At 67.9% G+C, this 24,556-nt stretch carries 23 protein-coding genes; 8 read left to right on the forward strand and 15 right to left on the reverse strand.

The window, feature by feature from the left end; genetic code table 11:
- Window positions 1-153: 153 nt before the first annotated feature.
- Window positions 154-876, forward strand: a complete 723-nt coding sequence (pyrH, locus tag MFF07_RS03705; RefSeq protein WP_147813512.1) for a UMP kinase — start codon at window positions 154-156, stop codon at window positions 874-876.
- A gap of 43 nt (window positions 877-919) precedes the next feature.
- Here the strand turns inward: pyrH and paoC are convergent, their stop codons facing one another.
- From paoC to paoA, 3 genes are read right to left on the reverse strand one after another with little or no spacing between them, the layout of a single operon-like run.
- Entirely contained in the window at window positions 920-3,124 is a 2,205-nt protein-coding gene (paoC, locus tag MFF07_RS03710) for an aldehyde oxidoreductase molybdenum-binding subunit PaoC (RefSeq protein WP_238230723.1), read from the reverse strand.
- Window positions 3,125-3,127: 3 nt separating this feature from the next.
- Window positions 3,128-4,078 carry an FAD binding domain-containing protein gene (locus MFF07_RS03715; protein WP_147813516.1) on the reverse strand — a complete coding sequence of 317 codons (951 nt, stop codon included), beginning with the start codon at window positions 4,076-4,078 and terminating at the stop codon, window positions 3,128-3,130.
- On the reverse strand, window positions 4,075-4,710 hold the full coding sequence (gene paoA, locus MFF07_RS03720) for an aldehyde dehydrogenase iron-sulfur subunit PaoA (RefSeq protein WP_147813518.1): 636 nt from the start codon (window positions 4,708-4,710) through the stop codon (window positions 4,075-4,077). The genes MFF07_RS03715 and paoA overlap by 4 nt, the downstream gene beginning before the upstream one ends.
- A 454-nt stretch (window positions 4,711-5,164) precedes the next feature.
- Between paoA and frr the strand changes: the two genes are divergently transcribed.
- From frr to lpxD, 6 genes are all read left to right on the forward strand, one after another.
- Window positions 5,165-5,731: a ribosome recycling factor gene (gene frr, locus MFF07_RS03725; RefSeq protein ID WP_147813520.1), complete on the forward strand. Its 567-nt coding sequence runs from the start codon at window positions 5,165-5,167 to the stop codon at window positions 5,729-5,731.
- Between the two features lie 132 nt (window positions 5,732-5,863).
- Window positions 5,864-6,751 carry a phosphatidate cytidylyltransferase gene (locus MFF07_RS03730; protein ID WP_147813522.1) on the forward strand — a complete coding sequence of 296 codons (888 nt, stop codon included), beginning with the start codon at window positions 5,864-5,866 and terminating at the stop codon, window positions 6,749-6,751.
- 8 nt (window positions 6,752-6,759) lie between these two features.
- Window positions 6,760-7,938, forward strand: a complete 1,179-nt coding sequence (dxr, locus tag MFF07_RS03735) for a 1-deoxy-D-xylulose-5-phosphate reductoisomerase (RefSeq protein ID WP_147813718.1) — start codon at window positions 6,760-6,762, stop codon at window positions 7,936-7,938.
- 147 nt (window positions 7,939-8,085) lie between these two features.
- A complete protein-coding gene (locus MFF07_RS03740) occupies window positions 8,086-9,246 on the forward strand; it encodes a M50 family metallopeptidase (protein WP_147813524.1) in 1,161 nt (386 codons plus the stop codon).
- A gap of 351 nt (window positions 9,247-9,597) precedes the next feature.
- On the forward strand, window positions 9,598-12,153 hold the full coding sequence (gene bamA / locus MFF07_RS03745; protein WP_147813526.1) for an outer membrane protein assembly factor BamA: 2,556 nt from the start codon (window positions 9,598-9,600) through the stop codon (window positions 12,151-12,153).
- Between the two features lie 213 nt (window positions 12,154-12,366).
- A complete protein-coding gene (gene lpxD / locus MFF07_RS03750; protein WP_238230724.1) occupies window positions 12,367-13,428 on the forward strand; it encodes a UDP-3-O-(3-hydroxymyristoyl)glucosamine N-acyltransferase in 1,062 nt (353 codons plus the stop codon).
- A 69-nt stretch (window positions 13,429-13,497) separates the two neighbouring features.
- On the opposite strand, the gene MFF07_RS03755 is transcribed toward lpxD, so the two are convergent.
- Entirely contained in the window at window positions 13,498-14,511 is a 1,014-nt protein-coding gene (locus tag MFF07_RS03755; protein WP_238230725.1) for a WcbI family polysaccharide biosynthesis putative acetyltransferase, read from the reverse strand.
- Between the two features lie 7 nt (window positions 14,512-14,518).
- Window positions 14,519-15,244 carry a fused DSP-PTPase phosphatase/NAD kinase-like protein gene (locus MFF07_RS03760; protein WP_147813532.1) on the reverse strand — a complete coding sequence of 242 codons (726 nt, stop codon included), beginning with the start codon at window positions 15,242-15,244 and terminating at the stop codon, window positions 14,519-14,521.
- 319 nt (window positions 15,245-15,563) lie between these two features.
- On the opposite strand from MFF07_RS03760, the gene MFF07_RS03765 reads away from it, so the two are divergent.
- Complete coding sequence (locus tag MFF07_RS03765) at window positions 15,564-16,694, forward strand: DUF2778 domain-containing protein (RefSeq protein WP_147813534.1); 1,131 nt, start codon at window positions 15,564-15,566, stop codon at window positions 16,692-16,694.
- Window positions 16,695-16,736: 42 nt separating this feature from the next.
- On the opposite strand, the gene MFF07_RS03770 is transcribed toward MFF07_RS03765, so the two are convergent.
- From MFF07_RS03770 to crcB, 10 genes are all read right to left on the reverse strand, one after another.
- Complete coding sequence (locus tag MFF07_RS03770; RefSeq protein WP_147813536.1) at window positions 16,737-18,485, reverse strand: ATP-binding protein; 1,749 nt, start codon at window positions 18,483-18,485, stop codon at window positions 16,737-16,739.
- Window position 18,486: 1 nt separating this feature from the next.
- On the reverse strand, window positions 18,487-18,792 hold the full coding sequence (locus tag MFF07_RS03775; protein ID WP_147813538.1) for a circadian clock KaiB family protein: 306 nt from the start codon (window positions 18,790-18,792) through the stop codon (window positions 18,487-18,489).
- Complete coding sequence (locus tag MFF07_RS03780; protein ID WP_147813540.1) at window positions 18,789-19,127, reverse strand: circadian clock KaiB family protein; 339 nt, start codon at window positions 19,125-19,127, stop codon at window positions 18,789-18,791. The genes MFF07_RS03775 and MFF07_RS03780 overlap by 4 nt, the downstream gene beginning before the upstream one ends.
- The gene (gene kaiC, locus MFF07_RS03785; RefSeq protein WP_147813542.1) at window positions 19,124-20,815 is read right to left on the reverse strand and encodes a circadian clock protein KaiC; all 1,692 of its coding nucleotides are present in this window, start codon (window positions 20,813-20,815) and stop codon (window positions 19,124-19,126) included. The genes MFF07_RS03780 and kaiC overlap by 4 nt, the downstream gene beginning before the upstream one ends.
- Window positions 20,816-20,931: 116 nt before the next feature.
- The gene (locus MFF07_RS03790) at window positions 20,932-21,417 is read right to left on the reverse strand and encodes a copper chaperone PCu(A)C (protein WP_187272389.1); all 486 of its coding nucleotides are present in this window, start codon (window positions 21,415-21,417) and stop codon (window positions 20,932-20,934) included.
- Window positions 21,418-22,279: 862 nt separating this feature from the next.
- Window positions 22,280-22,606 carry a hypothetical protein gene (locus MFF07_RS03800; protein WP_147813546.1) on the reverse strand — a complete coding sequence of 109 codons (327 nt, stop codon included), beginning with the start codon at window positions 22,604-22,606 and terminating at the stop codon, window positions 22,280-22,282.
- Window positions 22,603-22,749: a hypothetical protein gene (locus MFF07_RS03805; protein ID WP_187272390.1), complete on the reverse strand. Its 147-nt coding sequence runs from the start codon at window positions 22,747-22,749 to the stop codon at window positions 22,603-22,605. Before MFF07_RS03805 ends, MFF07_RS03800 begins: the two co-directional genes overlap by 4 nt.
- A 281-nt stretch (window positions 22,750-23,030) precedes the next feature.
- Window positions 23,031-23,690: a M15 family metallopeptidase gene (locus tag MFF07_RS03810; protein WP_147813548.1), complete on the reverse strand. Its 660-nt coding sequence runs from the start codon at window positions 23,688-23,690 to the stop codon at window positions 23,031-23,033.
- On the reverse strand, window positions 23,690-24,124 hold the full coding sequence (locus tag MFF07_RS03815; RefSeq protein WP_147813551.1) for an EamA family transporter: 435 nt from the start codon (window positions 24,122-24,124) through the stop codon (window positions 23,690-23,692). The genes MFF07_RS03810 and MFF07_RS03815 overlap by 1 nt, the downstream gene beginning before the upstream one ends.
- Window positions 24,125-24,134: 10 nt before the next feature.
- Complete coding sequence (crcB, locus tag MFF07_RS03820) at window positions 24,135-24,503, reverse strand: fluoride efflux transporter CrcB (protein WP_147813553.1); 369 nt, start codon at window positions 24,501-24,503, stop codon at window positions 24,135-24,137.
- Window positions 24,504-24,556: the final 53 nt, after the last annotated feature.

A 24,556-nucleotide genomic window follows, 5' to 3' on the forward strand; every position in this document is an offset into this window, starting at 1 on the left:
ACGTCGTGGGTGCGGCCCTGGATCGCTTCGCTCCGCTCGCGATGACGGCGGAGTGACCGCCCGAAACCGAATTCCCATGGCCCGCCCCATGCTCTAGAAGCCGCCGACATCATCAATCGGATGGCGGCTCGGGCCGGCCATGGAGAGCCTTCGATGCCGGAGACGACGCCGTTTCGCCGCGTCCTCGTAAAGCTCTCCGGGGAGGCGCTGGCCGCCCCAGACGGCTACTGGCTGCATCCGCAGACGTTGGCCGGCCTCGCCGAGGATATCGGCCGGGTGACCGAGCAGGGCATCGAGATCGCCATCGTCGTCGGCGGCGGCAACCTGATCCGCGGCGCCCGCATCTCAGCCGCCGGGTGGATCGACCGGGCCACCGGCGACTCCCTCGGCATGATGGCCACCGTCATGAACTCGCTGGCCATCGAGACGGCGCTGAACGCGGCCGGCGTCTCGGCCCGCACCATGTCGGCGGTCTCGATGCCGACGATCTGCGAGACCTATGCCCGCCAGCCCGCCCTGCATCACCTCGACAAGGGGCAGGTCGTGGTGCTCGCCGGCGGCACCGGCAATCCGTTCTTCACCACCGACACCGCCGCCGTCCTGCGCGCGGCGGAGCTGCGCTGCGACGCCGTGCTCAAGGCGACGCAGGTCGACGGCGTCTATTCGGCCGATCCAAAGCAGGACCCGACCGCCACCCGCTACGACCGCCTCACCCACGACGAGGCCATCGCGCGCGACCTCAAGGTGATGGACACCGCCGCCTTCGCGCTAGCGCGAGAGAGCCGGCTCTCGATCGTCGTCGGCTCGGTCCACGCCCCGTCGTCGATCAAGGCGATCCTGATGGGCGAGGCCCCCTCGACACACGTGGTGCCGTAAGAGACGTCCGAGGCGGCAGCGGCCGGAGCCGCCGCCGCTTCCGTCAGGCGGCGTCGGGCATCCGCTCCAGGAGCTTGTCGAGGGTGATCGGATAGTCGCGCACGCGGATGCCGGTGGCGTTGTAGACCGCGTTGGCGATGGCAGCTCCCACTCCGCAGATGCCGAGTTCGCCGACGCCTTTGGCCTTCATCGGCGAGGAGATCGGATCGACCTCGTCGAGGAAGACGACCTCCTGGTGCGGGATGTCGGCATGCACCGGCACCTCGTACCCGGCGAGGTCGTGGTTGACGAAGAAGCCTCGGGTCTTGTCGACCGCGAGTTCCTCCATCAGTGCTGCGCCGACGCCCATGGTCATCGCGCCGATGACCTGGCTGCGGGCCGATTTCGGGTTGAGGATGCGCCCGGCCGCGCAGACCGCCAGCATCCGCCGCACCCGGATCTCGGCGGTGGCGGCATCGACTCCGACCTCGACGAAATGCGCGCCGAAGGTCGATTGCTGGTACTTCTTGGCGAGCCCCTCGAACTCGATCGCGTCCTCGACGACGATCTCGCCGGCCGACGCAGCCTGCGCCAGCTTCACGCTCTTGCCGCCCGAACGGACCTCGCCGTCCGCGAACACCGCGTCCGCAGCCGGCAAACCGAGCTTCTGCACCACCGCTTCACGCAGCTTCATGCAAGCCGCGTAGACTCCGGAGGTCGAGCTGTTCGCACCCCACTGGCCGCCGGAGCCGGACGAGACCGGGAAGCTTGAGTCGCCCAACCGCACCGTCACCTTGTCGAGCGGCACGCCCATCATCTCGGCCGCGGTCTGGCCGATGATGGTGTAGGTGCCGGTGCCGATATCGGTCATGTCGGTCTCGACCGTGACCGTGCCGTCGGGTCCAAGCCGGATGCGCGCGCCCGACGTCATCAACTGGTTGTTCCGGAACGCGGCGGCGACGCCCATCCCGACCCGCCAGCGCCCGTCGCGGACCTGACCCGGCGTCGCGACGCGCTTGCTCCAGCTGAAGCGCTCGCCGCCCTCGCGGAGGCAGGCGATCAACTCGCGCTTCGAGAAGGGCCTGTCGGGCTTTTCCGGGTCGACCTGAGTGTCGTTGAGCATGCGCAGCTGGACCGGGTCCATGCCGAGCCGTTCCGCGACCTCGTCCATGGCGATCTCGAGGGCCATCAGGCCCGGTGCCTCGCCCGGGGCGCGCATGGCGTTGCCCTCGGGCAGGTCGAGCGTGGCCAATCGCGTCGCCGTCATCCGGTTCGCGCCGGCATAGAGCAGGCGCGTCTGCGAGACTGCGGCTTCCGGCCGGCCGCCGGGGAGGTTGCCGGACCAACTCTCGTGGCCGATGGCGGTGATCGTGCCGTCCTTGTTCGCGCCGATGCGGATCCGCTGGATCGTCGCCGGCCGGTGGACGGTGTTGTTGAACATCAGCGGCCGCGTCAGCGCGACCTTGACCGGGCGTCCGGCCGCCTTGGCACCGAGGGCCGCGAGGATCACGTCTGAGCGGATGAACAGCTTGCCGCCGAATCCGCCGCCGATGAAGGGCGAGATCAGGCGCACCTTGTCCTTCGGCATCCCGAGCGTCTTGGCGACGTCGCCGACGCTCCAGTCGATCATCTGGTTGGAGGTCCAGAGCGTGACCTTGTCGCCCTCCCAGGAGGCGATGGAGGCGTGCGGCTCCATCATCGCATGCGCCTCGTCGGGGGTGGTGTAGGTCTCCTCCACCCGAACCGGCGCCTTGGCGTAGGCGGCCTCGAAATCGCCGACCGCCGTATCGCCCGGGTCCTTCATGATCTTGGCGGGCTTGGCCGAATCCTTGGCCGCAGCGAGATCGAACGTGCCCTTGGCCGCGTCGTAATCGACCTTGATCAGGGCCGCCGCGGCGCGGGCCTGCTCGAAGCCCTCGGCGACGACGAGTGCCACGGCCTGATGGTAGTGCGCGATCTCCGGGCCGCCGAGCAGCGGCGCGGTGTTGTACTGGCCTTTGCCGAGCTGGCCGGCACTCTCGGCGGTGACGACCGCGATCACGCCGGGCGCCGCCTTGGCCGCCGACAGGTCCATCGACCGGATGCGGCCTTTGGCGATGCCGGCGCCGAGGACGAAGCCGTAGGCCGGCTTCAGGGCCGGATCGTGCCAGTCGTAGGCGTAGGGCGCCGTGCCGGTGGTCTTGTAGGGACCGTCGATCCGGTCGGTCGCCTTGCCGATCACCGTGAGCCGGTCGATCGGGTTCTGGGCTGCGGGTGTGTCGAACTTCATGGATCAGCCCCTCGCTTCGGTGAGCACGGCATCGAGCGTGCGCTCGGCGAGCTTCAGCTTGAACGCGTTGTCGTGGGTCGGCTTGGCGCCGGCAAAGATCCGCTCGGCTGCCGGCTTGGCGCCCTTGGCCAGTTCGGCCTCGGCCGCCTCGACCCGCCAGGGCCGGGGCGCCATTCCGCCGAAGGCGACACGCGCAGAACCGTCGCGCTGGACGATCGCCGCCACGGAGACGAGGGCAAACGCGTAGGAGGCCCGGTCGCGGACCTTGCGATAGACCTGCGTGCCGCCTACGGGCTTCGGCAGGGTCACGGCGGTGATCAGCTCGCCGGGCTTCAGAGCGGTCTCGATCTGCGGCGTGTCGCCGGGCAGGCGATGGAACTCGGCCACCGGAATTTTTCGCGCGGCCCCCTCAGCATCGACCGTCTCCACGGTGGCATCGAGTACCCGCATCGCCACCGCCATGTCGCCGGGATAGGTCGCGATGCAGGCCTCGCTCGTGCCGATCACGCCGAGCTGCCGGCTGACGCCGCCGATCGCCGCGCAGCCCGAGCCCGGCTGCCGTTTGTTGCAGGGCTGGGCCGTGTCGTAGAAATACGGGCAGCGGGTGCGCTGCAGCAGGTTGCCGGCCGTCGTCGCCTTGTTGCGCAGCTGCCCCGACGCGCCCGAGACGAGCGCCCGGCTCAGCACGCCGTAATCCGTACGAACCCTTGCGTCGGCCGCGAGATCGGTGTTGCGCACCAGGGCGCCGATGCGCAGGCCGCCCTCTTGCGTCGCCGCGATCGTGTCGAGCCCCAGCCCGTTGACGTCGACGAGATGCGCCGGTGTCTCGATCTGCAGCTTCATCAGGTCGAGGAGGTTGGTGCCTCCGGCGATGAACTTGGCGTCCGGCATGCGGGCGGCGGCGGAAGCGGCCTCGGCAGGCGAGGCGGGCTTCTCGTAAGTGAACGCTTTCATGCGCGCCTCCCGGCTACTTCGGTCATCGCGTCGACGATGTTGGAATAGGCGCCGCATCGACAGATGTTGCCGCTCATGCGCTCGCGAATCTCGGAGGCCGTGACCTCGCTCGCCGCCGTTAGGTCGGCGGTGACGTGGCTCGGAATGCCGGCCTTGATCTCGTCGAGCACAGCCACGCCCGAACAGATCTGGCCCGGCGTGCAGAAGCCGCACTGGTAGCCGTCGTGTTTGATGAAGGCCGCCTGCATCGGGTGCAGGGCGTCCGGCTTGCCCAGACCCTCTATGGTCGTGATCTCATCGCCTTGGTGCATGATCGCGAGGGTCAGGCACGAATTGATGCGCCGGCCCCCCACGATCATGGTGCAGGCGCCGCACTGGCCGTGGTCGCAGCCCTTCTTCGAGCCGGTGAGGTGCGCGTGCTCCCGCACCGCGTCGAGGAGCGATGTGCGCGTGTCGAGTTCGAGGTCGTGCCGCCGACCGTTGATCGTGAGGGAGACGGGCGTTTTGACCGCCCTGTCGGCGATGGGGGCTTCCGCCCGCGCCGTCAGGGGCATCACGGTCAGGGCGGTGCAGGCGGACGCGCCCGCGACCAGGTCCCTCCGGTTGAGTGCGAACTCTCCGGGATGTTTCATGCCGCTTTCTCCGAACCGCAGCCTGGACGGGGGGCGCCCGCCAGCCGGTGTCACGCCGCAGCCGCGGCGCTGTATTATGGATTTGCTCTAAACTAGCTCCCCTTTGGCCCGCGACCACACTCATGGGGCGCGGCCGGAGGTCGCCGGAACCGATCGGCTCGGCCGAGCTGGCGCCGTTGTGGTCGGCCCGAACGTGCGGACACACGGCGCCCGGCATTTCTCGCGAGAGATCGGTTGCGATCTCAGGCTTTTCCAGCCTTGGGACGTCGCGAACGGCGCTTGCGGATTTGCGAGGCTGCCCGATTTCGTTCATGGAAGCCGCAAGTGAGCCCGGCCCCTCGCCGGCGTCCGGGCTTCGCATCGAAAACCTGCCCAGCGGCGCTTTTTCTCGACGGATCGGCCTCCGCATCCGTGACAAGAGCGCCCCGGACTGCGACGGGACGACTGTAAAAACATGGCTGCACTCCCCGAATTCGACCTCGACGACATCAAGCGCCGCATGCAGGGCGCCATCGCATCGCTGAGCAAGGATCTCGGCTCGCTGCGTACGGGCCGAGCCACGCCGAGCATCCTCGACCCGATCCAGGTCGACGCCTACGGATCGGCGATGCCGATGGCGCAGGTCGCCACCGTGAGCGTCCCGGAGCCGCGCCTGCTCTCGATCTCGGTCTGGGACCGCTCCATGGTCACCGCCGTCGAGAAGGCCATCCGCGAATCCGACCTCGGGCTGAACCCGCAGACCGAAGGCCAGACCATCCGGCTGCGCATCCCCGAGATGAACGAGCAGCGCCGCAAGGAGATGGTCAAGGTCGCGCACAAATACGCGGAAGAATCCCGCGTCGCCGTGCGCCACGTGCGCCGCGACGGCCTCGACCATCTCAAGAAGCTCGAGAAGGACGGCGCGATCTCCGAAGACGACGAGAAGCGTCAGGCCGGCGACGTCCAGAAGGCGACCGACTCGTTCATCGCCGAGGTCGATCAGGTACTCGCCACCAAGGAGAAGGAAATCATGCAGGTTTGAGACCCGCATGAATCCGTTTAGGCGCGGGCCGCTAGGATCGTGCCGGCTCGAAGATCGGGGGAGAGGCGCGGTGAACCGCTCGCACGGTGCGTGCCGGACCGTCACGGTGGCCTCCCGGAACGGTTGCGGCGGATGACGCATCCAGACGAAGCCGGCGTTTCGCCGGCGCCACGCACGGCCTTCGCCTCTCGCGAGTTCTTTCTGCGCGTTATCTCCGCGATCGTGCTCGGGGCCGTCGTGCTCGGCGCGCTCGTCGTGGGAGGCTGGCCGTTCGCACTGGTCTGGCTGGCCGCGGGTATCGTCGGGGCCGCCGAGTGGTTCACCATCAGCCGCACCGAACCGACCCTGGTGCTGACCCTGGCGAACGGCGCGGTGCTTGCCGTGGCTATCCTCGTCATCTTAGCGGGCGCGCCGCCCTGGCTGGTTCTCGGGGTCTTCGCACTGGGCCTCGCCGCGATGCTGGGGCTCGCCAGGGGCGACGGCTCCGCGCGCCGCAATGCCGTCGCCGGACTCCTCGGGGGCGCCGTCATCGCTGTGGTGCCGACGGTGCTCCGCGAGATGCCCGGCATCGGCCTGGTCGGGCCGGCCTGGATGTTCGCGGTGGTCTGGAGCACGGATATCATTGCGTATTTTACCGGCCGCAGCCTAGGTGGACCGAAGCTTCTGCCGCGCGTCAGCCCGAAGAAGACCTGGTCCGGCGCCCTTGGCGGCCTCGCCGCCGGCACCCTCGCGGGCCTCGCCGTCGTGCTCATCGCGCGCGACCACGGCTGGAGCACGCTCGCCGCCCTGCCGCTCCCGGCCGTCGCGCTGGCCAGCGCCGCCGCCTCCATCGTCAGCCAAGCCGGCGACCTCCTCGAATCCGCCCTGAAACGCCGCTACGGCGTGAAGGATTCGGGACGCTCGATCCCGGGCCACGGCGGCGTGATGGATCGCCTCGACGGCTTCTTCGCCGTCGCGCTGCTGGTCGGCATCTATCTAATCTTACACGTTGTTCTGGCCCGCGAGACGCTGCCGGCCTGAGGGGAAGAATCGTGCTCACCGTCTCCATCCTCGGCGCCACCGGCTCGATCGGCGCCTCCACCACCGACCTGCTCGCGCAGCATACGGACCGCTTCCGCGTCGGCTCCCTGGTCGGCGGCCGCGATGCCGCGTCCCTGGCCAAGCTCGCGCGAGAGACGAACGCCTCCTTCGCCGCCCTGGCCGACGACAGCGCCGGGCCTGCCCTGGCCGAGGCGCTCTCGGGCTCCGGCATCCCCAACGGTGCCGGCGAGAGCGCGGTGCTGGAGGCGGTCTCGCGCGACGCCGACATCGTCGTGGCGGCGGTGAGCGGTGCGGCCGGCCTGAAGCCGACGCACGCCGCGCTTCGCCTCGGGCGCACCATCGCCCTCGCCAACAAGGAGAGCCTGGTCTGTGCCGGCGACGCCTTCATGCGCGACGCCAAGCGCTACAACTCTTTGTTGTTGCCCGTGGATTCCGAGCACAATGCCCTGGCTCAGGCGCTGGGCGGCGGCCCGGTCTCGGATGTGGCCAAGATGACGATCACGGCGTCCGGCGGCCCGTTCCGGACCTGGACGCGGGAGCGCATCCAGGCGGCGAGTGCCGCCGAGGCCGCCAAGCATCCGACCTGGTCGATGGGGATGAAGATCAACATCGATTCGGCCTCGCTGATGAACAAGGGCCTCGAACTGATCGAGGCGCATCACCTGTTCGCCATCGGGCACGACCGCCTCGACGTCATCGTCCACCCGCAATCGATTGTGCACGGCCTCATCACCTGGCGCGACGGCGCGGTGACGGCCGGCCTCGCCATGCCGGACATGCGCGTCCCGATCGCGCATTGCCTCGGCCTCGGCGACCGCCTGTCGATCGCCCGCGGCCGGGGTCTCGATCTCGCCGCCACCGGCAGCCTGACCTTCGAACCGGCCGACGAGGAGCGCTTTCCCTGCCTCCGGATCGCCCGCGCGGCCCTGGCCGAGGGCGGCGCCGCGCCGACGGTCATGAATGCTGCCAATGAGATCGCAGTCGCAGCCTTCATCCGCGGCGAGATTTCCTTCTACGGAATTGCCGCACTGGTCGAGCGGGCCTGCGAGCATTTCGCGCCTGCCTTCCGCACCGCCCCGGGCGACATCGACGAGGCACTGGCGATCGATGCCGAGGTACGGACCTGGTCGACGGAGAGTCTGGCCGAGACCCGCGCCGCCGGCTGACGGATATCGGGGACAGCGGGGAAAGCGAGCAACTGCCGGGATGGGGGCTCGCGAACGGGTGCGGGCCGTGCGACGATCCGGGATTGCCGCCGCACTTGCATCCGTGTGCCGACCGGATCACGAAAGCCGCGGCGAGGGGATGGAACGATGGAATTTCTGACCGCCATGAGCGGCACGGCGGCGGGCTTCTTCAGCGCGCTCCTCACCTTTCTCGTCGTGCTCACGATCGTGGTCTTCGTCCACGAGATGGGCCACTTCCTGGTCGGACGCTGGTGCGGCGTCGGCGTCCATGCCTTCTCGATCGGTTTCGGGCCGGAAATCGTCGGCTTCAACGACCGGCACGGCACCCGCTGGAAGCTCTGCGCCATCCCACTCGGTGGCTACGTCAAGTTCGTCGGCGACGCCAACGGCGCCAGCGTGCCGGACCCGGAAGCCATCGCGAAGATGGATCCGCACGAGCGGGCCATCAGCTTCCCGACCCAGTCCGTCGCCAAGCGTGCCGCCATCGTCGCGGCCGGGCCGATCGCCAACTTCATCCTGGCAATCGCCGTCTACAGCAGCGCGATCTGGATTGCCGGCCGCTACGAAATCCCGCCACGCGTCGACGCGGTGATGCCGAACAGCGCCGCCGCGCGCGCCGGCTTCGAGCCCGGCGACGTCATCAAGGCGATCGACGGTAAGTTGGTCGGCACATTCAACGGGATGCAGCGGATCGTCTCGACCAACGCCGATTCGAATCTCGTCTTCACCGTCGAGCGCGCCGGCGCCGAGACTCGGCTCACCGCCAAGCCGGAAGTCTACGAGGAGACGACGCCGTTCGGCCGCCATCGCCTCGGCCGCCTCGGCATCCAGGGTCCGAAGGGCAACGAGGGCAAGGTGGTCCGTTACGGGCCGCTCGATTCGCTCGCGTTCGGCTCGCAGGAAACCTATTTCATCGTCGAGCGCACCATCAACTTCCTCGGCAAGCTCGTCACGGGACGGGAATCGGTCGACCAGCTCTCCGGTCCCATCGGCATCGCGCGGGTCTCCGGCGAGGTCGCCCGGGTCGGCGGTGTCGGCGGCATCATCAACTGGATCGCATTCCTGTCGGTCTCGATCGGCCTGCTCAACCTCTTTCCGATCCCGCTCCTCGATGGCGGTCACCTGCTGTTCTATGCCTGCGAGGCGATCCGCGGCCGTCCGCTGAGCGAGCGCGTGCAGGAAATCGGCTTCCGCATCGGCCTCGCGCTGGTTCTGATGCTGATGCTGTTCGCGACCAAGAACGACATTTTCAATGCGGTCGCATCCTGGAGTCCCCGCGGGACCTGAGCCGGGAGTGCAGGACCGGCGGGCTTGGCGTTATCGGCTTGCCCGCCACGAAAAAGTCCAAAAACCAACCGTTCACGAACCCTGAAGAAGCGCCGAGGCTTTTCGAAAAAGCCTCGGCGCTTCCGATGTTTACGGGGCGTTCACCCTGTCGTGAAATCGTGCGGAACTCCCCTGCATCGTTAAGTTGCCCGAAGGCCACGACCCGCCAAAATCCCTTTGGGTCGTCCCTGTAGCCGTTGCTTCGCTTCGGAATCCCGATAGAAGCGTGGCTGGGACCAGAAGGCGTTACGCTGCAAAAGCGGACGTCTGCGGGTGCGAACCCGTACTGATAATAAAGAGACGGGCGAATACATGATCTCGATGACGGGGAAGCGCCGGCGCAAGTCGGCGGAGCGGACCATCGGACTGATCGCCACCGCAGCTGTCGGCGTCGTTCTGAGCGGCGCGGCATTCGCGCAGCAGATCGTCGTCGAAGGCAACCGCCGGGTCGAATCGGATACCATCCGCTCCTACGTGACCGGGACGGCCTCCGGGTCGCCCGAGGAGGCGCGGCGAAACCTGCTCTCCACCGGCCTGTTTTCCGATGTCCAGGTTTCTGCGCGCGGTGGGACCACCGTTGTTCGTGTGCGTGAGAACAACATCATCGGCCGCGTGGTCTTCGAGGGTAACAAGAAGCTCGAGAAGGCGACGCTCCAGGGCGTCGTCGAGTCGAAGGACCGCGGTGCGCTCAGCAACGCCGTGATCGCCGCCGACGTCGAGCGCATCCGCGAGACCTACCGCCGCTCGGGCCGCGGCGGCGCGAAGGTGACCTACCGTCTGGTCGATCTTCCGAACGGCCGCACCGACGTGGTGTTCCAGGTCGACGAGGGCGACAAGACCGGCGTGCGCCAGATCGCGTTCGTGAACAACAACGTCTACTCGGAATCGACCCTCAAGGGTCTGATGACCACCTCCGAGATGAACTTCCTGAGCTTCATCAAGACCTCCGACGTCTACGATCCCGATCGCATCGCCTCCGATCTCGAGATCGTCCGCCGCTACTACCTCCGCAACGGCTACGCCGACTTCCGCGTCGTCTCGGCCGATGCCCGCTACGTCGACGGTGACGGCGAGGCCGGCTGGGTCGTCACGGTGACGGTCGAAGAGGGCGAGCAGTACACCGTCGGCGCCGTCTCGGTGGACAGCCGCGTGCCCGGCGTCGACCAGGGCGCCCTCGACGGCGAGATCCGCGCCCAGGTCGGCGACGTCTACAATGCCGAGAACGTCGAGAAGACGCTCTCGGGCGTTACCACTGAGGTCAACCGCCAGGGCTATCCCTTCGCCCAGGTCCGCCCCACCGGCCAACGCGATCGCAACACCCATCAGGTGGCGCTCGGCTTCGTCGTCGAGGACGGCCCGCGCGTCTACATCGAGCGCATCAACGTGCGTGGCAACACCCGCACGCGGGACTACGTCATCCGCCGCGAGCTCGATCTCGGCGAGGGCGACGCCTACAACCGGGTGCTGGTCGACCGTGCCGAGCGCCGGCTGAACGGGCTCGGCTTCTTCAAGAAGGTGCGCTTCTCCAACGAGCCCGGTTCGGCCCCCGACCGTGTCGTCGTGAACATCGACGTCGAGGATCAGCCCACGGGGTCGTTCTCGGTCTCGGGCGGTTACTCGACCCAGGACGGCATCATCGGCGAAGTCTCGGTCTCGGAGTCGAACTTCCTCGGCCGCGGCCAGTACGTGCGCATCGCCGGCACCGGCGGCCAGTACGCCAAGGGCGTCGACTTCTCGTTCACCGAGCCGTACTTCCTCGGCTACCGCCTCGCGGCCGGCTTCGATGCCTTCTACAAGTATTCGGACCTGACCCGGTTCTCGCGCTACGAGACCACGGTCTATGGCGGCCAGCTCCGCATCGGCCTGCCGATCACGCAGGAACTCGGCGTGACGTTCCGTTACTCGCTGTACAACACCGAGCTGACGGTCCCGAACACGATCAAGCGGCCCTACAACGACTGCTCGATCCCGATTCCGGGCTACACGCTGGGGCAGGATGGGCAACCTATCACTGCCGGTTCCGCTAACGGACCGCCGCTATATCCGAACTGCGCCTATGACGGCGAGGCTTCGATCGCTCTAAAGGGCTCTCAGGGTAACACGCTGACCTCGCTCGTCGGTGCGACGCTCGCCTATTCGACGCTGGACAACATCGCCCGGCCCACCAACGGCTTCTACGGCGAGATCAAGCCCGACATCGCCGGTCTCGGCGGCGACTCGAAGTTCTTCCGCGTCACGGGTGATGCCCGTTACTACAAGGAACTCTACGAGGACGTCGTCGGCTTCGTCCGTATCCAGGGCGGTCACATCTCGGCCCTCAACGACGAGCCGCTCCGCATCACCGACCAGTTCTTCCTCGGCCCGTCGCTCGTTCGCGGCTTCGCCCCGAACGGTATCGGCCCGCGTGACGTCGGAACGACCGACGCCCGCTCGAACGCCATCGGCGGCACCACCTATTTCGGCGGCACCCTCGAAGTTCAGTTCCCGATCCCCTTCATCCCGAAGGATCTCGGCCTGAAGGGCGCCGTGTTCGCCGATGCCGGTACCCTGTTCGGCTACAGCGGTCAGACGCAGTTCAACGTCAACGGCGACGCCCTCATCAACGGCATCGGCCCCGGCGGCCGCTGCAACTTCACCAGCATCGGTACCGGCGCGATCAGGGTCGAGCCGGAATGCGTGAACGTGCGCGACAAGCCCACGATCCGCTCTTCGGTCGGCGCCTCGATTCTCTGGAACTCGCCGCTCGGACCGATCCGCTTCGACTACGCCTACGCGCTCAGCAAGGACGAGGGCGTTCAGACGGCCTTCGGCCGCGTCGGCAAAGACCAGATCCAGGCCTTCCGCTTTTCGGGTGGTTCGCGCTTCTGATCTCAACGACGCACCGCCCGGTCTCCGGGCGGCGGCAATCTCTGCAGAAGCCCGGAAACGCCAGTCGTTTCCGGGCTTCGTCGTTTCTGGCGGACCCGCATTCCCTCACGGTAGAGCGGAAGCGACGTCGCTCGAAAATGCTCCTGGTTGTTGGAATTCCTGCCGTTCCATGGTCTTGGACCGGATGACCGCAGCAACCACCGTGATCGCCTGATGTCGGACCGCGCCTTCTTCACGACCAACGGCACGCTGAGCCTCGCCGACATCGCCGAGGCCGCCGGGATCCCGTTACCCGAAGGCGCCGACCCTGCCGCAATCGTCACCGGAGCGGCCCCGCTCGAAAGCGCTGGGCCGGACGATCTCGCCTATATGGACAATGCCAAATACGGCGATGCGCTGGCGCAGACCCGGGCCAGGGTCTGTCTGGTCTCGAAGCGTTTCTCGGCACGCGTCCCTGCCGGAACCGTCGCGCTCGTCGTGCGCGACCCTTACCGCGTCTATGCGGCGCTCCTCGGACGACTCCATCCCGACGCGCTGCGGCCGGGGTCGCTGTTCGGATCGGCTGGCGTCTCTCTGGGTGCGCATGTCCATCCCGAGGCACGCCTCGAAGACGGCGTACGCGTCGATCCGGGCGCCGTGATCGGACCGGGTGCCGAGATCGGATCGGGCAGCGTGATCGGACCTGGGGCAGCCGTCGGTCCGAACGTCTGCATCGGGCGGGACTCGTCCGTCGGCGCGGGCGCGACCTTGACGAATGCGCTCGTCGGAAACCGCGTCATCATCCATCCCGGCGTTCGGATCGGCCAGGACGGCTTCGGCTTCGCCATGGGCGCGGCCGGCCATCTCAAGGTGCCGCAGATCGGCCGGGTCATCATCCAGGACGACGTCGAGATCGGTGCCAACACCACGATCGACCGCGGTGCGAGCCGCGACACCGTGATCGGCGAGGGCACCAAGATCGATAATCTCGTCCAGATCGCCCACAACGTGGTGATCGGGCGGCATTGTGTGATCGTCTCCGGTGTCGGCATTTCCGGATCGACGACGCTGGAAGATTACGTGGTGCTCGGCGGGCAGGTCGGCGTGGTCGGCCACGTGCGCATCGGTATGGGCTCGCAGATCGCCGGGTCGTCCAACGTCAACCGCGACGTTCCGCCGGGATCGCGCTGGGGCGGAACGCCGGCGAAGCCCGTGCGCACTTGGTTCCGGGAACTCACCACGCTGGCGCGCCTCGCCGAGCGGGCTGGAGACAAGGGCGCTGAACCCGAGGCATGATCGATTCAAAAGTTTAGAGCAGGCTTCGCGCGAAAAACCGTCGCCACTTTTTCGCAGCCTGCTCTAGCGTCAGGCGGCGTCGAATAGGGCTCGAATCTCAGGCGCACCGGACCAGTGCTCGGTCCGGTGGCAGGTCAGCCGCGTCTTCGGCATCGTGTCGTAGAGCGCGAGGCTCCCTGCGATGAAGGTCTGCAGATCCAGCATCGACGGGGCCGCACCGGGCGCCGTACGCTGCTTGAACGTGTAGGAGCCGGCCAGTCCATACACGTCGGCGATCGGCGGATAGATCGGCCAGATCACGTCGTCGAGCAGGTCGTCGACCAGATAGGCGTCGACGGACAGATCGGCGGGGGCGAGATCGGCGTCGCGCGCGAGTCGCGCTGCGAGATCCGCCAGCACGAACAGCTTCGGATGGTTGATCGCATGCATGAACGCGCCCCTGCGCGACCAGCGCAGGATCTCCGGCGTAAGGTCGACGCCGACGGCTCGGCTCGATCGTGCCAGGTCCTCGGCAGACAGTTGCCAGCCATCGAGATAGCCGAGGGCGGCGAAGGTCTGTTCGCGAAACAGCCGGACGATGCGCGCGGCGGATACGCCGCGCAGGTATCCGAACAGGGTGATGGCCGAGTGGTAAGTGTGGAGCGGGGAGGGGACGAGGGCCGCCTCCGCCCCCGAGCCGAGATCGCCGACATAGACCATGTCGGGATGAAAGGCCGGAAACACGATTGCCGGAAACAGCCGTGCCTGCGGCAGCAGTTCGACGAGTTCTGCGGAGCCGCCGTCGCGAAAGCGTCCCGTCAGGAAGGGCTGTGAAAAGACGTGGTCGTAGGCCCTCAAACTCTCGGCGAAGGCACTCAGGCTGCGCCGACCCTTGCCGAGCGTACCGATCGGCATCAGGTCGACGCGGGCATTCGGCAGCAGCACGGTCAGCGAGCGTGCGACGCCGCGGGCCTGGCAATTGCCGATCACTGCGATCCGCGGCCCGGTCCGCCCGGCCGAAGCGTTTCGCGCGACGACGGTGGTCCAGGGCAGGAGGGCGCGGCCACGACGCAGCGCCCGCCTGCCGGTCTCCAAGAGAGCCACGCCGCGCCTATTCGCGCTTGATGACGCGGTCGACCACGAGATCCGACCAGAAGCCCGGCCGGAAATCGCGCTTGAGCGCCTCGGGATCATAGTCGTGCTCGACCCAGTCGAGGAAACTTCGGCCGCGCGCCTCGCCCTCGCGCAGGTAGGTAGCGAAGAAGGCGTCGAGGATGCCGGTCTTGGCGAAGCGGAAATGGCCGTAGCGCGGCGAGAGCTGCGCCGCCGCTTCCCGCACGGAGACGCCCTCATGCAGGATCAGGAACAATGCGGCGCCAAGTCCGGCCCGGTCCGCGCCGGACTTGCAGTGCATCACGGCGGGATACTCGACGCCCGCGAAAAAGTCCTTGGCCGCGAGGATGGTCTCCTTGGCCGGAGCCTCCCGCGAGCGCAGCACGAACTCGACGAGCTTGAGGCCCTGGCGCTCGCAGGCCTCGCGTTGAAGAGGCCAGGAGCCATGCTCGCGCCCACCGCGCAGCGAGATCACGCTGCGCACGCCCTGCCGCTTGAACCAGGCGAGTTGGTGCGGGCTGGGCTGGGCCGATCGCCAGATGATCCCGCTGCCGACGCGGTGCCGGTTGAGATAGGCGAGCCGGAACACACCGTGGTCGACGAGCAGCATGTTCGCCCAGGCCCCGGCCCGCGAGAGCGTTCCGACGATCGGCCGCTCGAACTTCGCGATGCGCGCCATGCGCCGCGCGTAGCGCGTTTCGGGAGGGAGGAAGCGGTTGAACACCAGGACCGGTCGCGGGCGTCTCGGCAGGGTTTGCCGGCGCCGCTCTAACAGGCAGCCGGTCACCCGACAACGCGCATGTCCGTTCGTCGCAGGACCGTTGGCGGCCCGAACGATGCCCGGTCTGCATCCGTCCTCACCAAGTGGCGATGCTCTCGTGCCGATCCGGACGCGAACCGCCCCGCTTCGGCCCAGATTCACCATGCTGTCGCCCCATAAAAGCCGGGCGGGCCCGGCTGTCTGATGCACGGCGAATGCTATCGGCCCGACGCGATCAAGGCGGGGCAAGCATCCGCAAGGCGACGAGGGGCCGACTGACCGCATGGAACACGCTGCAGCCCCGCCGGACGGCCACGCCCCCCGCCTTCTCCAACTCCGCCGCCGTGGTCCGGCCCTGTTGAGAGGAGTTCTGGTCGCGGTCACGGGCCTGGGCATCGTCGGCGGACTCTCGTACTCGGCCCGAATCGCAGCTGTCGGCGGTCACCGCGATTCGGTCTCCGAGGCCGTTGCCGAGGCAGCACAGCCCGGACCGGCCCTCGACTACGACGCCATCAACACCTTGCGCGGCGCCCTCCTCGCGTCGCTGTCGCCGTCCCCTGCGACGCCCGTGGAGGCCGTCCCAGCTTCGCCGGCCGCTCCCTCCGATATCGTGGCGGCCATCGAGACAACCACTCCGTTCGCCCGGCAGGAGCAGGCGACGTCGGCCGAACCGGAAGCCGAGTCGGGTGATCGGCTCGCTCAGACCGTGCCGCTGCCGGTCCCGCGGCCGCCCGAACTGCGTGGCCCGAATCCGCTGCAATTCTCTCGGAGCAACCGGGCCTCGCGCCGCGTCGCCGCCGCCGTGCCGCAGGCACCGGTGGAGGATACGCGCTCCTTCTTCGACAAGCTGTTCGGCGTCGCACCGGCGCCGACGAGCCCCGTGCTCGCCTATGCCGCGCTGGAACAGCCGCCGGCCGCCTCGGCGATTCCGCGGCAGGTCGCTCCGGCGCCGGTCCCACCCTCGGGCGGCGGCGTCGCCGTCTACGACATCAGCGCCCGCACCGTGACGCTGCCCAATGGCGAGAAACTCGAGGCCCATTCCGGCCTTGGCGAGAGCATGGACGATCCGCGCTCCGTTGCGACCAAGATGCGCGGTGCGACGCCGCCAGGCGTCTACGACCTCACCGAGCGCGAGGCGCTCTTTCACGGCGTGCGTGCCATCCGCCTCAACCCCGTCGGCGGCGCGGCCTCGATCTACGGCCGGGCGGGCCTCCTGGCCCACACCTACATGCTGGGCCCGAACGGCGCCTCGAACGGCTGCATCTCGTTTCGCGACTACAACAGGTTCCTGCAGGCTTATCTCAACGGCCAGATCGCCCGCGTCGTCGTCGTGCCGGGCAATGGCCAGGACGCATTGCCGAGCGTCGCCAGCCGGGGAACGGTGCGCACGGCGCGTGCAGGCAATGACGGCTGAACATCTTGGATGTTCGCATCGACATGAAACGCCGGTGGCCGATCAGCTGCCGTGCTGCCGTGTGATCTTCCGCAACACCCTGGAAAGATCCTCGACCGCGTAAGGCTTGCGCAGCAGTTCGAAGCCCTGCGGTCCTTCCTCTACGAGGATATGGCTGTAGCCGCTGGTGAGGACGACCGGCAGGGTCGGGTAGAGCCGGCGGATCTCGCGGGCCATCTCCACGCCGTTCATGCCGGGCATTACGACGTCGGAGAACACGACGTCGAACTGCGAGGCGTCCTCGACGAGAAGCAGCAGCGCATCCGAGGCGCGGGCGGCCCAGGTCGTGGCGTAGCCGAGATCCTGCAGCAATTGCGTCGAGAACGCGCCGACATCGGCGTTGTCCTCGACCACCAAAACCCGTCGGCCGCCGCCGCTGTCGCGCTGGATGCCGCGAGTCGAGGGCGCCGCTTGTTCCGGGCCGGTGCCCGGCTCGACCTGCGGCAGGTAGAGCGTAAAGGTCGAACCCTTGCCGAGCGCGCTCTCGACACCGACGGTGCCGCCGGACTGCTTGGCGAATCCGAAAACCTGAGAGAGACCGAGCCCCGTGCCCTTGCCGACCTCCTTGGTGGTGAAGAACGGCTCGAAGATCCGTCCAATCCTATCCGGCGGGATGCCGCAGCCGGTATCGGTCACGGCTACTGCGACGAACGGTTTCGCCTCGGCCTGCTGTCCGGCCTGCGCCGGCATCTTCGCCCCGCAGAAGACCCGGAGCCTTAGTACGCCTTCGCCCTCCATGGCGTCGCGTGCGTTGACGGCGAGATTGACCAGGGCCGTCTCGAACTGGCTGACATCGGCCTCGATGCAGCAGGGCACCGCGTGCAGGGCCCGCTCAATCCGAATGCGAGCACCGACGATCGTCCCGAGCATCTCGATGATGCGGTGGACACGATCGTTGACGTCGAAGGTTTCGGGCTTGAGCGATTGCCGCCGGGCAAAGGCGAGAAGCTGCCCGGTGAGCCGGGCGGCGCGTTCCACGGTATCGGCGATGGCGTCGACGTAGCGGCGGTGTCGCTCGGGCGCGAGGTCGGGACGGCGCAACAGGTCCGTCGACGACTTGATGATGGTCAGAAGGTTGTTGAAGTCGTGGGCGATGCCGCCGGTGAGCTGGCCCACCGCCTCCATCTTCTGTGCTTGCCGCAGGGCGTCCTCGATCTGCTCGCGCTCCTCACTCTGGGCACGAAGGCGGGCATTCGCCTCCGCGAGCTCGTGGAGATGCAGCTTCTGCTGGGTCAGGTCCGTGACGACGCCGCAAAGCAGCGGCGCGGTGTCGTCACGCTCGAGCTGGCTGAGCGAGACGTTGGCCGGCAGGTTGGTGCCGCCGATGGCCTGCAGGCAGAGTTCTGCCCGCGCGCTGCCGTCGGCAGCCTCACGCAGGAGCCGCTTCAGGGTCGGACCGTCATCCGCGGCAACGAAGCTGTGGAAGGGCTGCCCGATCAGGCGCTCCTGGCGCAGCCCCAACATCTCCGTCATCCGGCGGTTGCAGTACAGGATCAGGCCGTCGGCCGAGAGCGTAAGCGCGCCCTCCTGGATCTGTTCGATCAGGACGCGGTAGGGCCGGTCGGCGCTCTCCAGGGTATAGACGCGCTGCTGGTCGTCCGGCCCCTGCACCACGACGGCATCGAAGTCGCCACGCCGGATCGCGGCCAGCGTCTCCTCGCTCTCCTCGAGCCGGGCCTCCAGTTCGCGGATGCGGGCGCGATCGGCCTCGGCCGCCGTCTTATCCGCCACGGAATCAGGAGCCGAGCTCATCTTAGAGTTCGCCTGCGGAGGGAAGGCCGAGGCCGCGCAGCACGCGGGCCTCGTCGGAAAGATCGCCGATGATCTGGCGCGTCGGCAGCGGCGCAAGCTTCAGGAGGGTCGGCGCGGCGACGATACGGTCGGCCCTGGCGATCTCCGGTTGCTGGTAGATGTCGACGACTTCGAGATCGAAGCGGTCGGCGAGATGCGCCGTACAGATCCGGCGCAGGTTCTCCACCGTGCGGCGCGAGCGCGGCGCCGATCCGGCGATGAACAGCCGGAGGCGGTAGCGGGCCGGATCGGGCCCGTCGCCGCTCAAGACGTCGCCTTGGGGCGGATATCGAGGCCAACGAGCACCTTGTCGGTGTTTGAGAGGTCGCCGATGATCCGCTTGAGCGGTTCGGGCAAGCGCCGCACCAGGGTCGGGATCGCCAGGATCTGGTCGCCGGCGGCGAGCTGCGGGCTCTTCAGCAGGTCGATCACCTCGATCTCGTAGCGGCCCGAAAGATGCTCCTCGCAGACGCGCTTGAGGTTCGCCAGCGCGGTGACGGATTTGATGGTCTGTCCGGCGACGTAGAGGCGCAAATGGTAATGGCCGGGCTCGAGATCGGCGTCCGCGTCGGGATCGGTCTTGGTCGCGATGGTCTCGGTCATTCCGCGGCCCCCCGTCGTCCGGCGATCGTGGTGCGTTCCTGATTCAGCAGGGACTCGCGCAGCTCGTCCTCGGAGAGGATCACCTGCTCCTCCTCGTCGGCAAGGTCGAGGCTCGCGCGCAGTTCCGCAATCTGGCGCTCGAGACTTTGGCGCCGGCGCAGGACTTCGCGGCGGCGGCGTTCCGAATCCTGGCGGCGACGCAGCAGGGCGGCCTGCTCCTCGGCCTCCTGCACGACGCGGGCGGTGCCGGTGAGGACGCCGGCCGGTCCGACATAGGCGTCGACGAGCCGTACGCCGGAGGCCGACATCTGGAACTCGCGGACTTGGTTGGAATGGCTCATGCCGCGCGCCTTGATGACGTAGAGCGTGCGGGTGCGCTCGCCGTTGGCGTCGACGTCCTGCAGCTTGATCCAGGCATCCATCATCGAGGACAGGCCGAGATCGCCGGCTTGGTCGAAGGTGCCGTCCGTGCGCAGGCTGGTGAACACTGCTGTGATGCCGCGGCTCTTGAGCATGTCGACCATGCGCAGCAGCGTCGCCTGCAGCTCGGTGACCGGGCCGCGCAACGCCGAGACCGGATCGATCGCCACGATCGTAGGCTCGAACGTCTGGATATCCCGGTTCATCCGGGCGAGGTGCATTTCCAGCCCGTAGAGCGACGGCCGCGCCGCCTCGAAGCGCAACAGTCCCGAATCGATGTGTGGCTGCAGGTCCAGGCCGACCGAGCGGGCGTTGCGGCAGATCTGGGCGCCGCTCTCCTCGAAGACGAAGGCCATGCAGCGCTCGCCGCGCCGGCAGGCCGCGTCGAGCAGGTGCGAGGAGATCGTCGTCTTCCCGGTGCCGGCGACCCCGGAGATCAGGATGCTCGATCCACGGAAGAATCCGCCCGGGGCGAGCATCGCGTCGAGCCCGTCGATACCCGACGAAAGGACGTCGCTCGAAGCGCCGTAATCGAGGTCGGCGGAGGTGACCGGCAGGACGCTGATGCCCTGCTCGTCGATCAGGAACGGGTATTCGTTGGTGCCGTGCGCCGAGCCGCGATACTTTACGACCCGCAGGCGCCGCGTGGTGATCTGGTCCTCGACGCGGTTGTCGAGCAGGATCACGCAGTCGGAGACGTATTCCTCCAGCCCCTGCCGGGTGAGGTGGCCGTCGCCGCGCTCGCCGGTGATGACGGCCGTCAGCTCGCGTTCCTTGAGCCAGCCGAACAGGCGGCGCAGTTCCGAGCGCAGCACGGCGGCGTCGGTGAGGCCCGCGAACAGTGTCTCGATGGTGTCGAGCACCACGCGCTTGGCGCCGATCGACTCCACCGCGTAGGCCAGCCGGATGAACAGGCCGTCGAGGTCGTATTCGCCGGATTCCTCGATCTCGCCGCGCTCGACCCGGACATGGTCGATGGCGATCTTCCTGTCCGAAACCAGCTTGTCGAGATCGTAGCCGAGGGACGCGACGTTGGCGGCAAGGTCCTCGGCGCGCTCCTCGAAACTCATGAAGACGCCGGGCTCGTCGAACAGCGTCGCACCGTTGACGAGGAAGGTGATCGCGAAGAGCGTCTTGCCGCAGCCGGCAGCGCCGCAGACGAGGGAGGGCCGGCCCTCGGGCAGGCCTCCGTAGGTGACGTCGTCGAAGCCGGAAATGCCGGTCCGCGCCTTGGGTAGCGCCGGGGCGGTCGAAGGTTCAGGCGCCACGTATGATCATCCCCAGGCATCGCGGTGCACGATCGGCAGGATGATGTGCCCGAAAGGGCTGCCCGCGTCCCGGGCGTGGGATGGACCGCGATGCGGGCCTTGGCAAGGGCGGCGCCTCAGTGCCCGTGGTGCGCGCCCTTGCCCGATGCGGGCTTGCGGGCAGCGCCCTCGATCGCGAATTCGAGCACGACCGGGCCGGCCTTCTCGAAGCGCAGGATGCTTTGCGCCGAGTTGCCCTGTTCGAGAGGGCCGATCAGTCCGGTGAACATCAGGTGCGGGCCGGTCGGCGAGAGCGTGATCGTCTCGCCCGGAGCGATGACGAGCCCGCCAGCGATCGCCTGGGTCGCCTTGCCGCCGCCGCTGACGATCTCGACGTGACCGGCATCGACGAACGAGCCGCTGATCAGGCGATCGGCCTCGCGGCCGGCATTGGTCACCGTGAAGTAGCCGGGCGCGGCCTTGGCGCCCTCGGGCGTCGCCGGCGCCCAGGGATGGGCGATCGTGAGCGGGCCAACCGCATAATCCGCAGCATGCGACGCGCCCGCTCCGCACGCGAGCAGAGCGAGCGTCAGTGCGAGCAGCTTGGTCTTGGTCTGTCTCATCATGTCCTCGGGATCGAAGGGCGCGAGGACGCTCCGTCTCGCGCCAAGCCTGTTGCAACCGGCATTCCAAATCAGCGCCGGCCACTACCGGGGGAGGTGGCGCGATTGTCGGTCGAGAATGGGGCGGAGCCGATCAGTCGTCCGCGACACGCCGTCAGGCCGTCGTGTCGCGCTTTGCGGTCCGTGAGGGTCCTGCGACTGCTCGATGGGCAAGTCGCCCCCTTTGCAATCCAGGCTTGTACGAGCGCCAGGGCAATCGGGTGAACGTGTGCGTGACATCGGGGTGAGATACTGAACCTGTCGTGATCCTCTGATCGGGATGAGGACACGGGCGTGAGTTGCGACGAGGCGGCCTTCGAGAAGCTGGGCGAAGCGGTTGTCTTCCTGACGTTCTTCGCGGCCCTGCCGAACCGGGCCGCCGGCCGGGATCGTCGCGCGTGACCTGATCGCCATCGAGGGCGCCGTCGTGACGCTCGTCCTTCGACGGGCTCAAGATGAGGGCCATGGGATGCCAACGCGGCATCGCCCGAAAGATTCTCGACGGATGCGCCGACTACGTCCTCGCCCTGAAGGGCAACCAGAGGACGCTGCACGCCGATCTCGACCTCTTCGTCGCCGAGCAGAGGGAGGCCGCTTCAAGAGCACCACGGTCAGCTGCCGCGAGATCGGAGCCGCGGTCGAGTGCGAGACCCGGCTCTACATCACCTCCCTGACCCTGCCGGCCGAGCGCCTCCGCACCATCGTGCGCAGCCATTGAGCCATCGAGAACAGCCTGCCTTGAGTGATGGACCTGGTCTGCCGCGACGACGAGTGCGGACGGCGCGCCGACTACGCGCCCGCCAACTTCAGCGCCCTCAGAAACCTAAGCCCGGCCGGCCACTTCCATCTCGGCGAGCGTCTCCACTGGCTGCTGCATGACGGCGGCGGCGAGCATCGCTTCCAATACGATCAGGTCGGCTTCCGGGTCCGGCTGCCACCCGCAGCCACAACTGCCGCCGGGGCCGTGTGCGGCGGCGGTCTGGCGGTAGAGGTGGCCGAGCGCGCGGGCCGCGGCTTCGAGGGCCGCCATCACCGGCATCGGCTCGTTCTGGACGGTCCGCCAGAAGGCGCAGGTCAGGGCGCGCTCCAGCGACGACTGGCGGCCGCGCTCCTCGGCGATGCGCATGGCCGTGGAGACGCCGGCGGTCACAGCAGGTCTCCCCGATCCGAACCGGGCCGGATGTCGAGGAGGTCGAACAGGTCGAAGACGCCGTGCAGGTGCAGGCCGATGGCCGAACCGTCCCACCATGCGATCCTCGCGCATTCCCGGATCGCCCCGAACGCCCGCGCCATCTCGCTCTCCACTCTGCTCCAATCGAACCGCCAGGGCCGTGCTCTCGGCACTGCGAACACCGCGAAACTGCGGGGTGGATGAAGAGCGATCTGGCTGAAGGCTTTCGACATGGATGCTTAAGTGAACGAGGCGATCTCCGTAATCAAGTCATTGTGAAAACATTGGAAATACTCAAAAGCGCAAAAACACCAGTGGCATCGGCAGTGCTGAATTAGAAGAATTCAATGTGGTTTCGAAAGGCGAGGCAGGGCATCGGCTTGGCGACTTCGCCAATCCGACCTCAGCGCACCGGCAGGTCGAAAGCCGTGGCGGGATGGGGCTCGCCGCGAAGCGTGAAATGCCACCATTCCTGTGCGTAGGGCTGGAAACCGGCCCGAATCATCGCCGCCCGCAGCACGCCGCGTGCCGTCGATTGCGCCGGGGCGAGCTTGTGCCAACCCGGCGCGGATTCCGGGCCGAACCAGTCGAAGGGTGTGCCCATGTCGACCTCGTTGCCGCCGAGACGGACCAGCGTCAGATCGACGGTGGAGCCCCGGGAATGGGCGGAGCGCTCGGCGATGTAGCCGAGGCGAAACAGGTCGCGCTTGTCGATCGCCGGATAGAACGCGGCCTTCATGCGGGTGTCGGCAGGGTCGGACGCCCAGGCGACGAAATCGGCCACCGCCCGGGTCGGCCGGTAGCAGTCGAACACCTTGAGGCCGTAGCCCCGGCTGGCCAAATCGGCCTGCGCTGCGGCCAGCGCCCGGGCGGCCTTCGGCGTCAGCAAGCAGCGCGGCGCCTCGTAGCCGGCGATCCGGCGGCCGACGAAATTGTGCGCGCCGGCATAGCGCATCTCCACCGTGAGGCCGGGTACGACCGAGGCCGCATCGACGAACGGACTCTCCGCGTAGACCCGAAGGCAGCTGGCGAGAAGTGCGGCGACGATGGCCGGCCGTCTCATCAGCGGAACGCCACCAGCACGGCGCCGGCCGCGATCAGCACGACGCCGAGCCAGTTCACGCCGGAGAGCTTTTCGCCGAGGATCACCACGCCGAAGATTGCCACGAGGACGACGCTGAGCTTGTCGATGGGCGCGACGCGCGAGGCATCCCCGAGCGAAAGTGCGCGGAAGTAACAGAGCCAGGACGCGCCGGTCGCAAGGCCGGAGAGCACGAGAAACAGCGCACTGCGGCCGGGGATCTGCGTCAGCGCCTGGCTCTGGCCGGCGGCGAGCACGATCGCGCCGGTGAGGCAGAGGATCACCACCGTGCGCACGAAGGTCGCGACGTCGGATTCCACGCCCGTGACGCCGACCTTGGCCAGGATCGCGGTCAGCGCCGCGAACCCTGCCGAAAGCAGCGCCCAGAACCGCCAGGATTGCGCGAGCTCGGCCATGCCGCTTCCGTCAGAGAATCTGGCGCATCAGCAGCAGGCCGAACGCCAGCCCGCCGATGCCGGCGATCACGGATGTGAGAATGTAGGCGATCGCTCCGCCGGTCTCGCCGCGCTCGAACAGCATGAAGGCTTCGAGCGAGAAGGTCGAGAAGGTGGTGAAGCCGCCGAGTATGCCCGTCGCGATGAACAGCCGCGCCTGCATGCTGCCGCCGCGCAGGGCGAACCAGCCGGTAACGACGCCCATCAGGATCGAGCCGGCGACGTTGATCGTCATCGTGCCCCAGGGAAAGCCCGAGCCGAGCCGGATGGCGGCGAGGTTCACGCCATGGCGCAGCACGCCACCGATCCCGGCACCGAAAAAGACGAGGAGGGGGTTCATCCGGTCAGCCGATTGAGAGACTCAACATTGCCCGGCGATACCGCGCGTCGATC

The organism is Methylobacterium thuringiense, from assembly GCF_022179645.1.
In the GTDB taxonomy this organism is placed as follows: domain Bacteria; phylum Pseudomonadota; class Alphaproteobacteria; order Rhizobiales; family Beijerinckiaceae; genus Methylobacterium; species Methylobacterium thuringiense.

Coding starts and splice junctions, on each gene's coding strand:
- MFF07_RS03715 (WP_147813516.1), bottom strand. CDS start 4,078: ATGAAAGCGTTCACTTACGAGAAGCCCGCCTCGCCTGCCGAGGCCGCT.
- pyrH (WP_147813512.1), top strand. CDS start 154: ATGCCGGAGACGACGCCGTTTCGCCGCGTCCTCGTAAAGCTCTCCGGG.
- bamA (WP_147813526.1), top strand. CDS start 9,598: ATGATCTCGATGACGGGGAAGCGCCGGCGCAAGTCGGCGGAGCGGACC.
- MFF07_RS03770 (WP_147813536.1), bottom strand. CDS start 18,485: ATGAGCTCGGCTCCTGATTCCGTGGCGGATAAGACGGCGGCCGAGGCC.
- MFF07_RS03805 (WP_187272390.1), bottom strand. CDS start 22,749: ATGGCGCGGGCGTTCGGGGCGATCCGGGAATGCGCGAGGATCGCATGG.
- MFF07_RS03730 (WP_147813522.1), top strand. CDS start 5,864: ATGACGCATCCAGACGAAGCCGGCGTTTCGCCGGCGCCACGCACGGCC.
- MFF07_RS03740 (WP_147813524.1), top strand. CDS start 8,086: ATGGAATTTCTGACCGCCATGAGCGGCACGGCGGCGGGCTTCTTCAGC.
- frr (WP_147813520.1), top strand. CDS start 5,165: ATGGCTGCACTCCCCGAATTCGACCTCGACGACATCAAGCGCCGCATG.
- paoC (WP_238230723.1), bottom strand. CDS start 3,124: ATGAAGTTCGACACACCCGCAGCCCAGAACCCGATCGACCGGCTCACG.
- MFF07_RS03765 (WP_147813534.1), top strand. CDS start 15,564: ATGGAACACGCTGCAGCCCCGCCGGACGGCCACGCCCCCCGCCTTCTC.
- MFF07_RS03810 (WP_147813548.1), bottom strand. CDS start 23,690: ATGAGACGGCCGGCCATCGTCGCCGCACTTCTCGCCAGCTGCCTTCGG.
- MFF07_RS03780 (WP_147813540.1), bottom strand. CDS start 19,127: ATGACCGAGACCATCGCGACCAAGACCGATCCCGACGCGGACGCCGAT.
- crcB (WP_147813553.1), bottom strand. CDS start 24,503: ATGAACCCCCTCCTCGTCTTTTTCGGTGCCGGGATCGGTGGCGTGCTG.
- lpxD (WP_238230724.1), top strand. CDS start 12,367: ATGTCGGACCGCGCCTTCTTCACGACCAACGGCACGCTGAGCCTCGCC.
- MFF07_RS03815 (WP_147813551.1), bottom strand. CDS start 24,124: ATGGCCGAGCTCGCGCAATCCTGGCGGTTCTGGGCGCTGCTTTCGGCA.
- paoA (WP_147813518.1), bottom strand. CDS start 4,710: ATGAAACATCCCGGAGAGTTCGCACTCAACCGGAGGGACCTGGTCGCG.
- MFF07_RS03790 (WP_187272389.1), bottom strand. CDS start 21,417: ATGAGACAGACCAAGACCAAGCTGCTCGCACTGACGCTCGCTCTGCTC.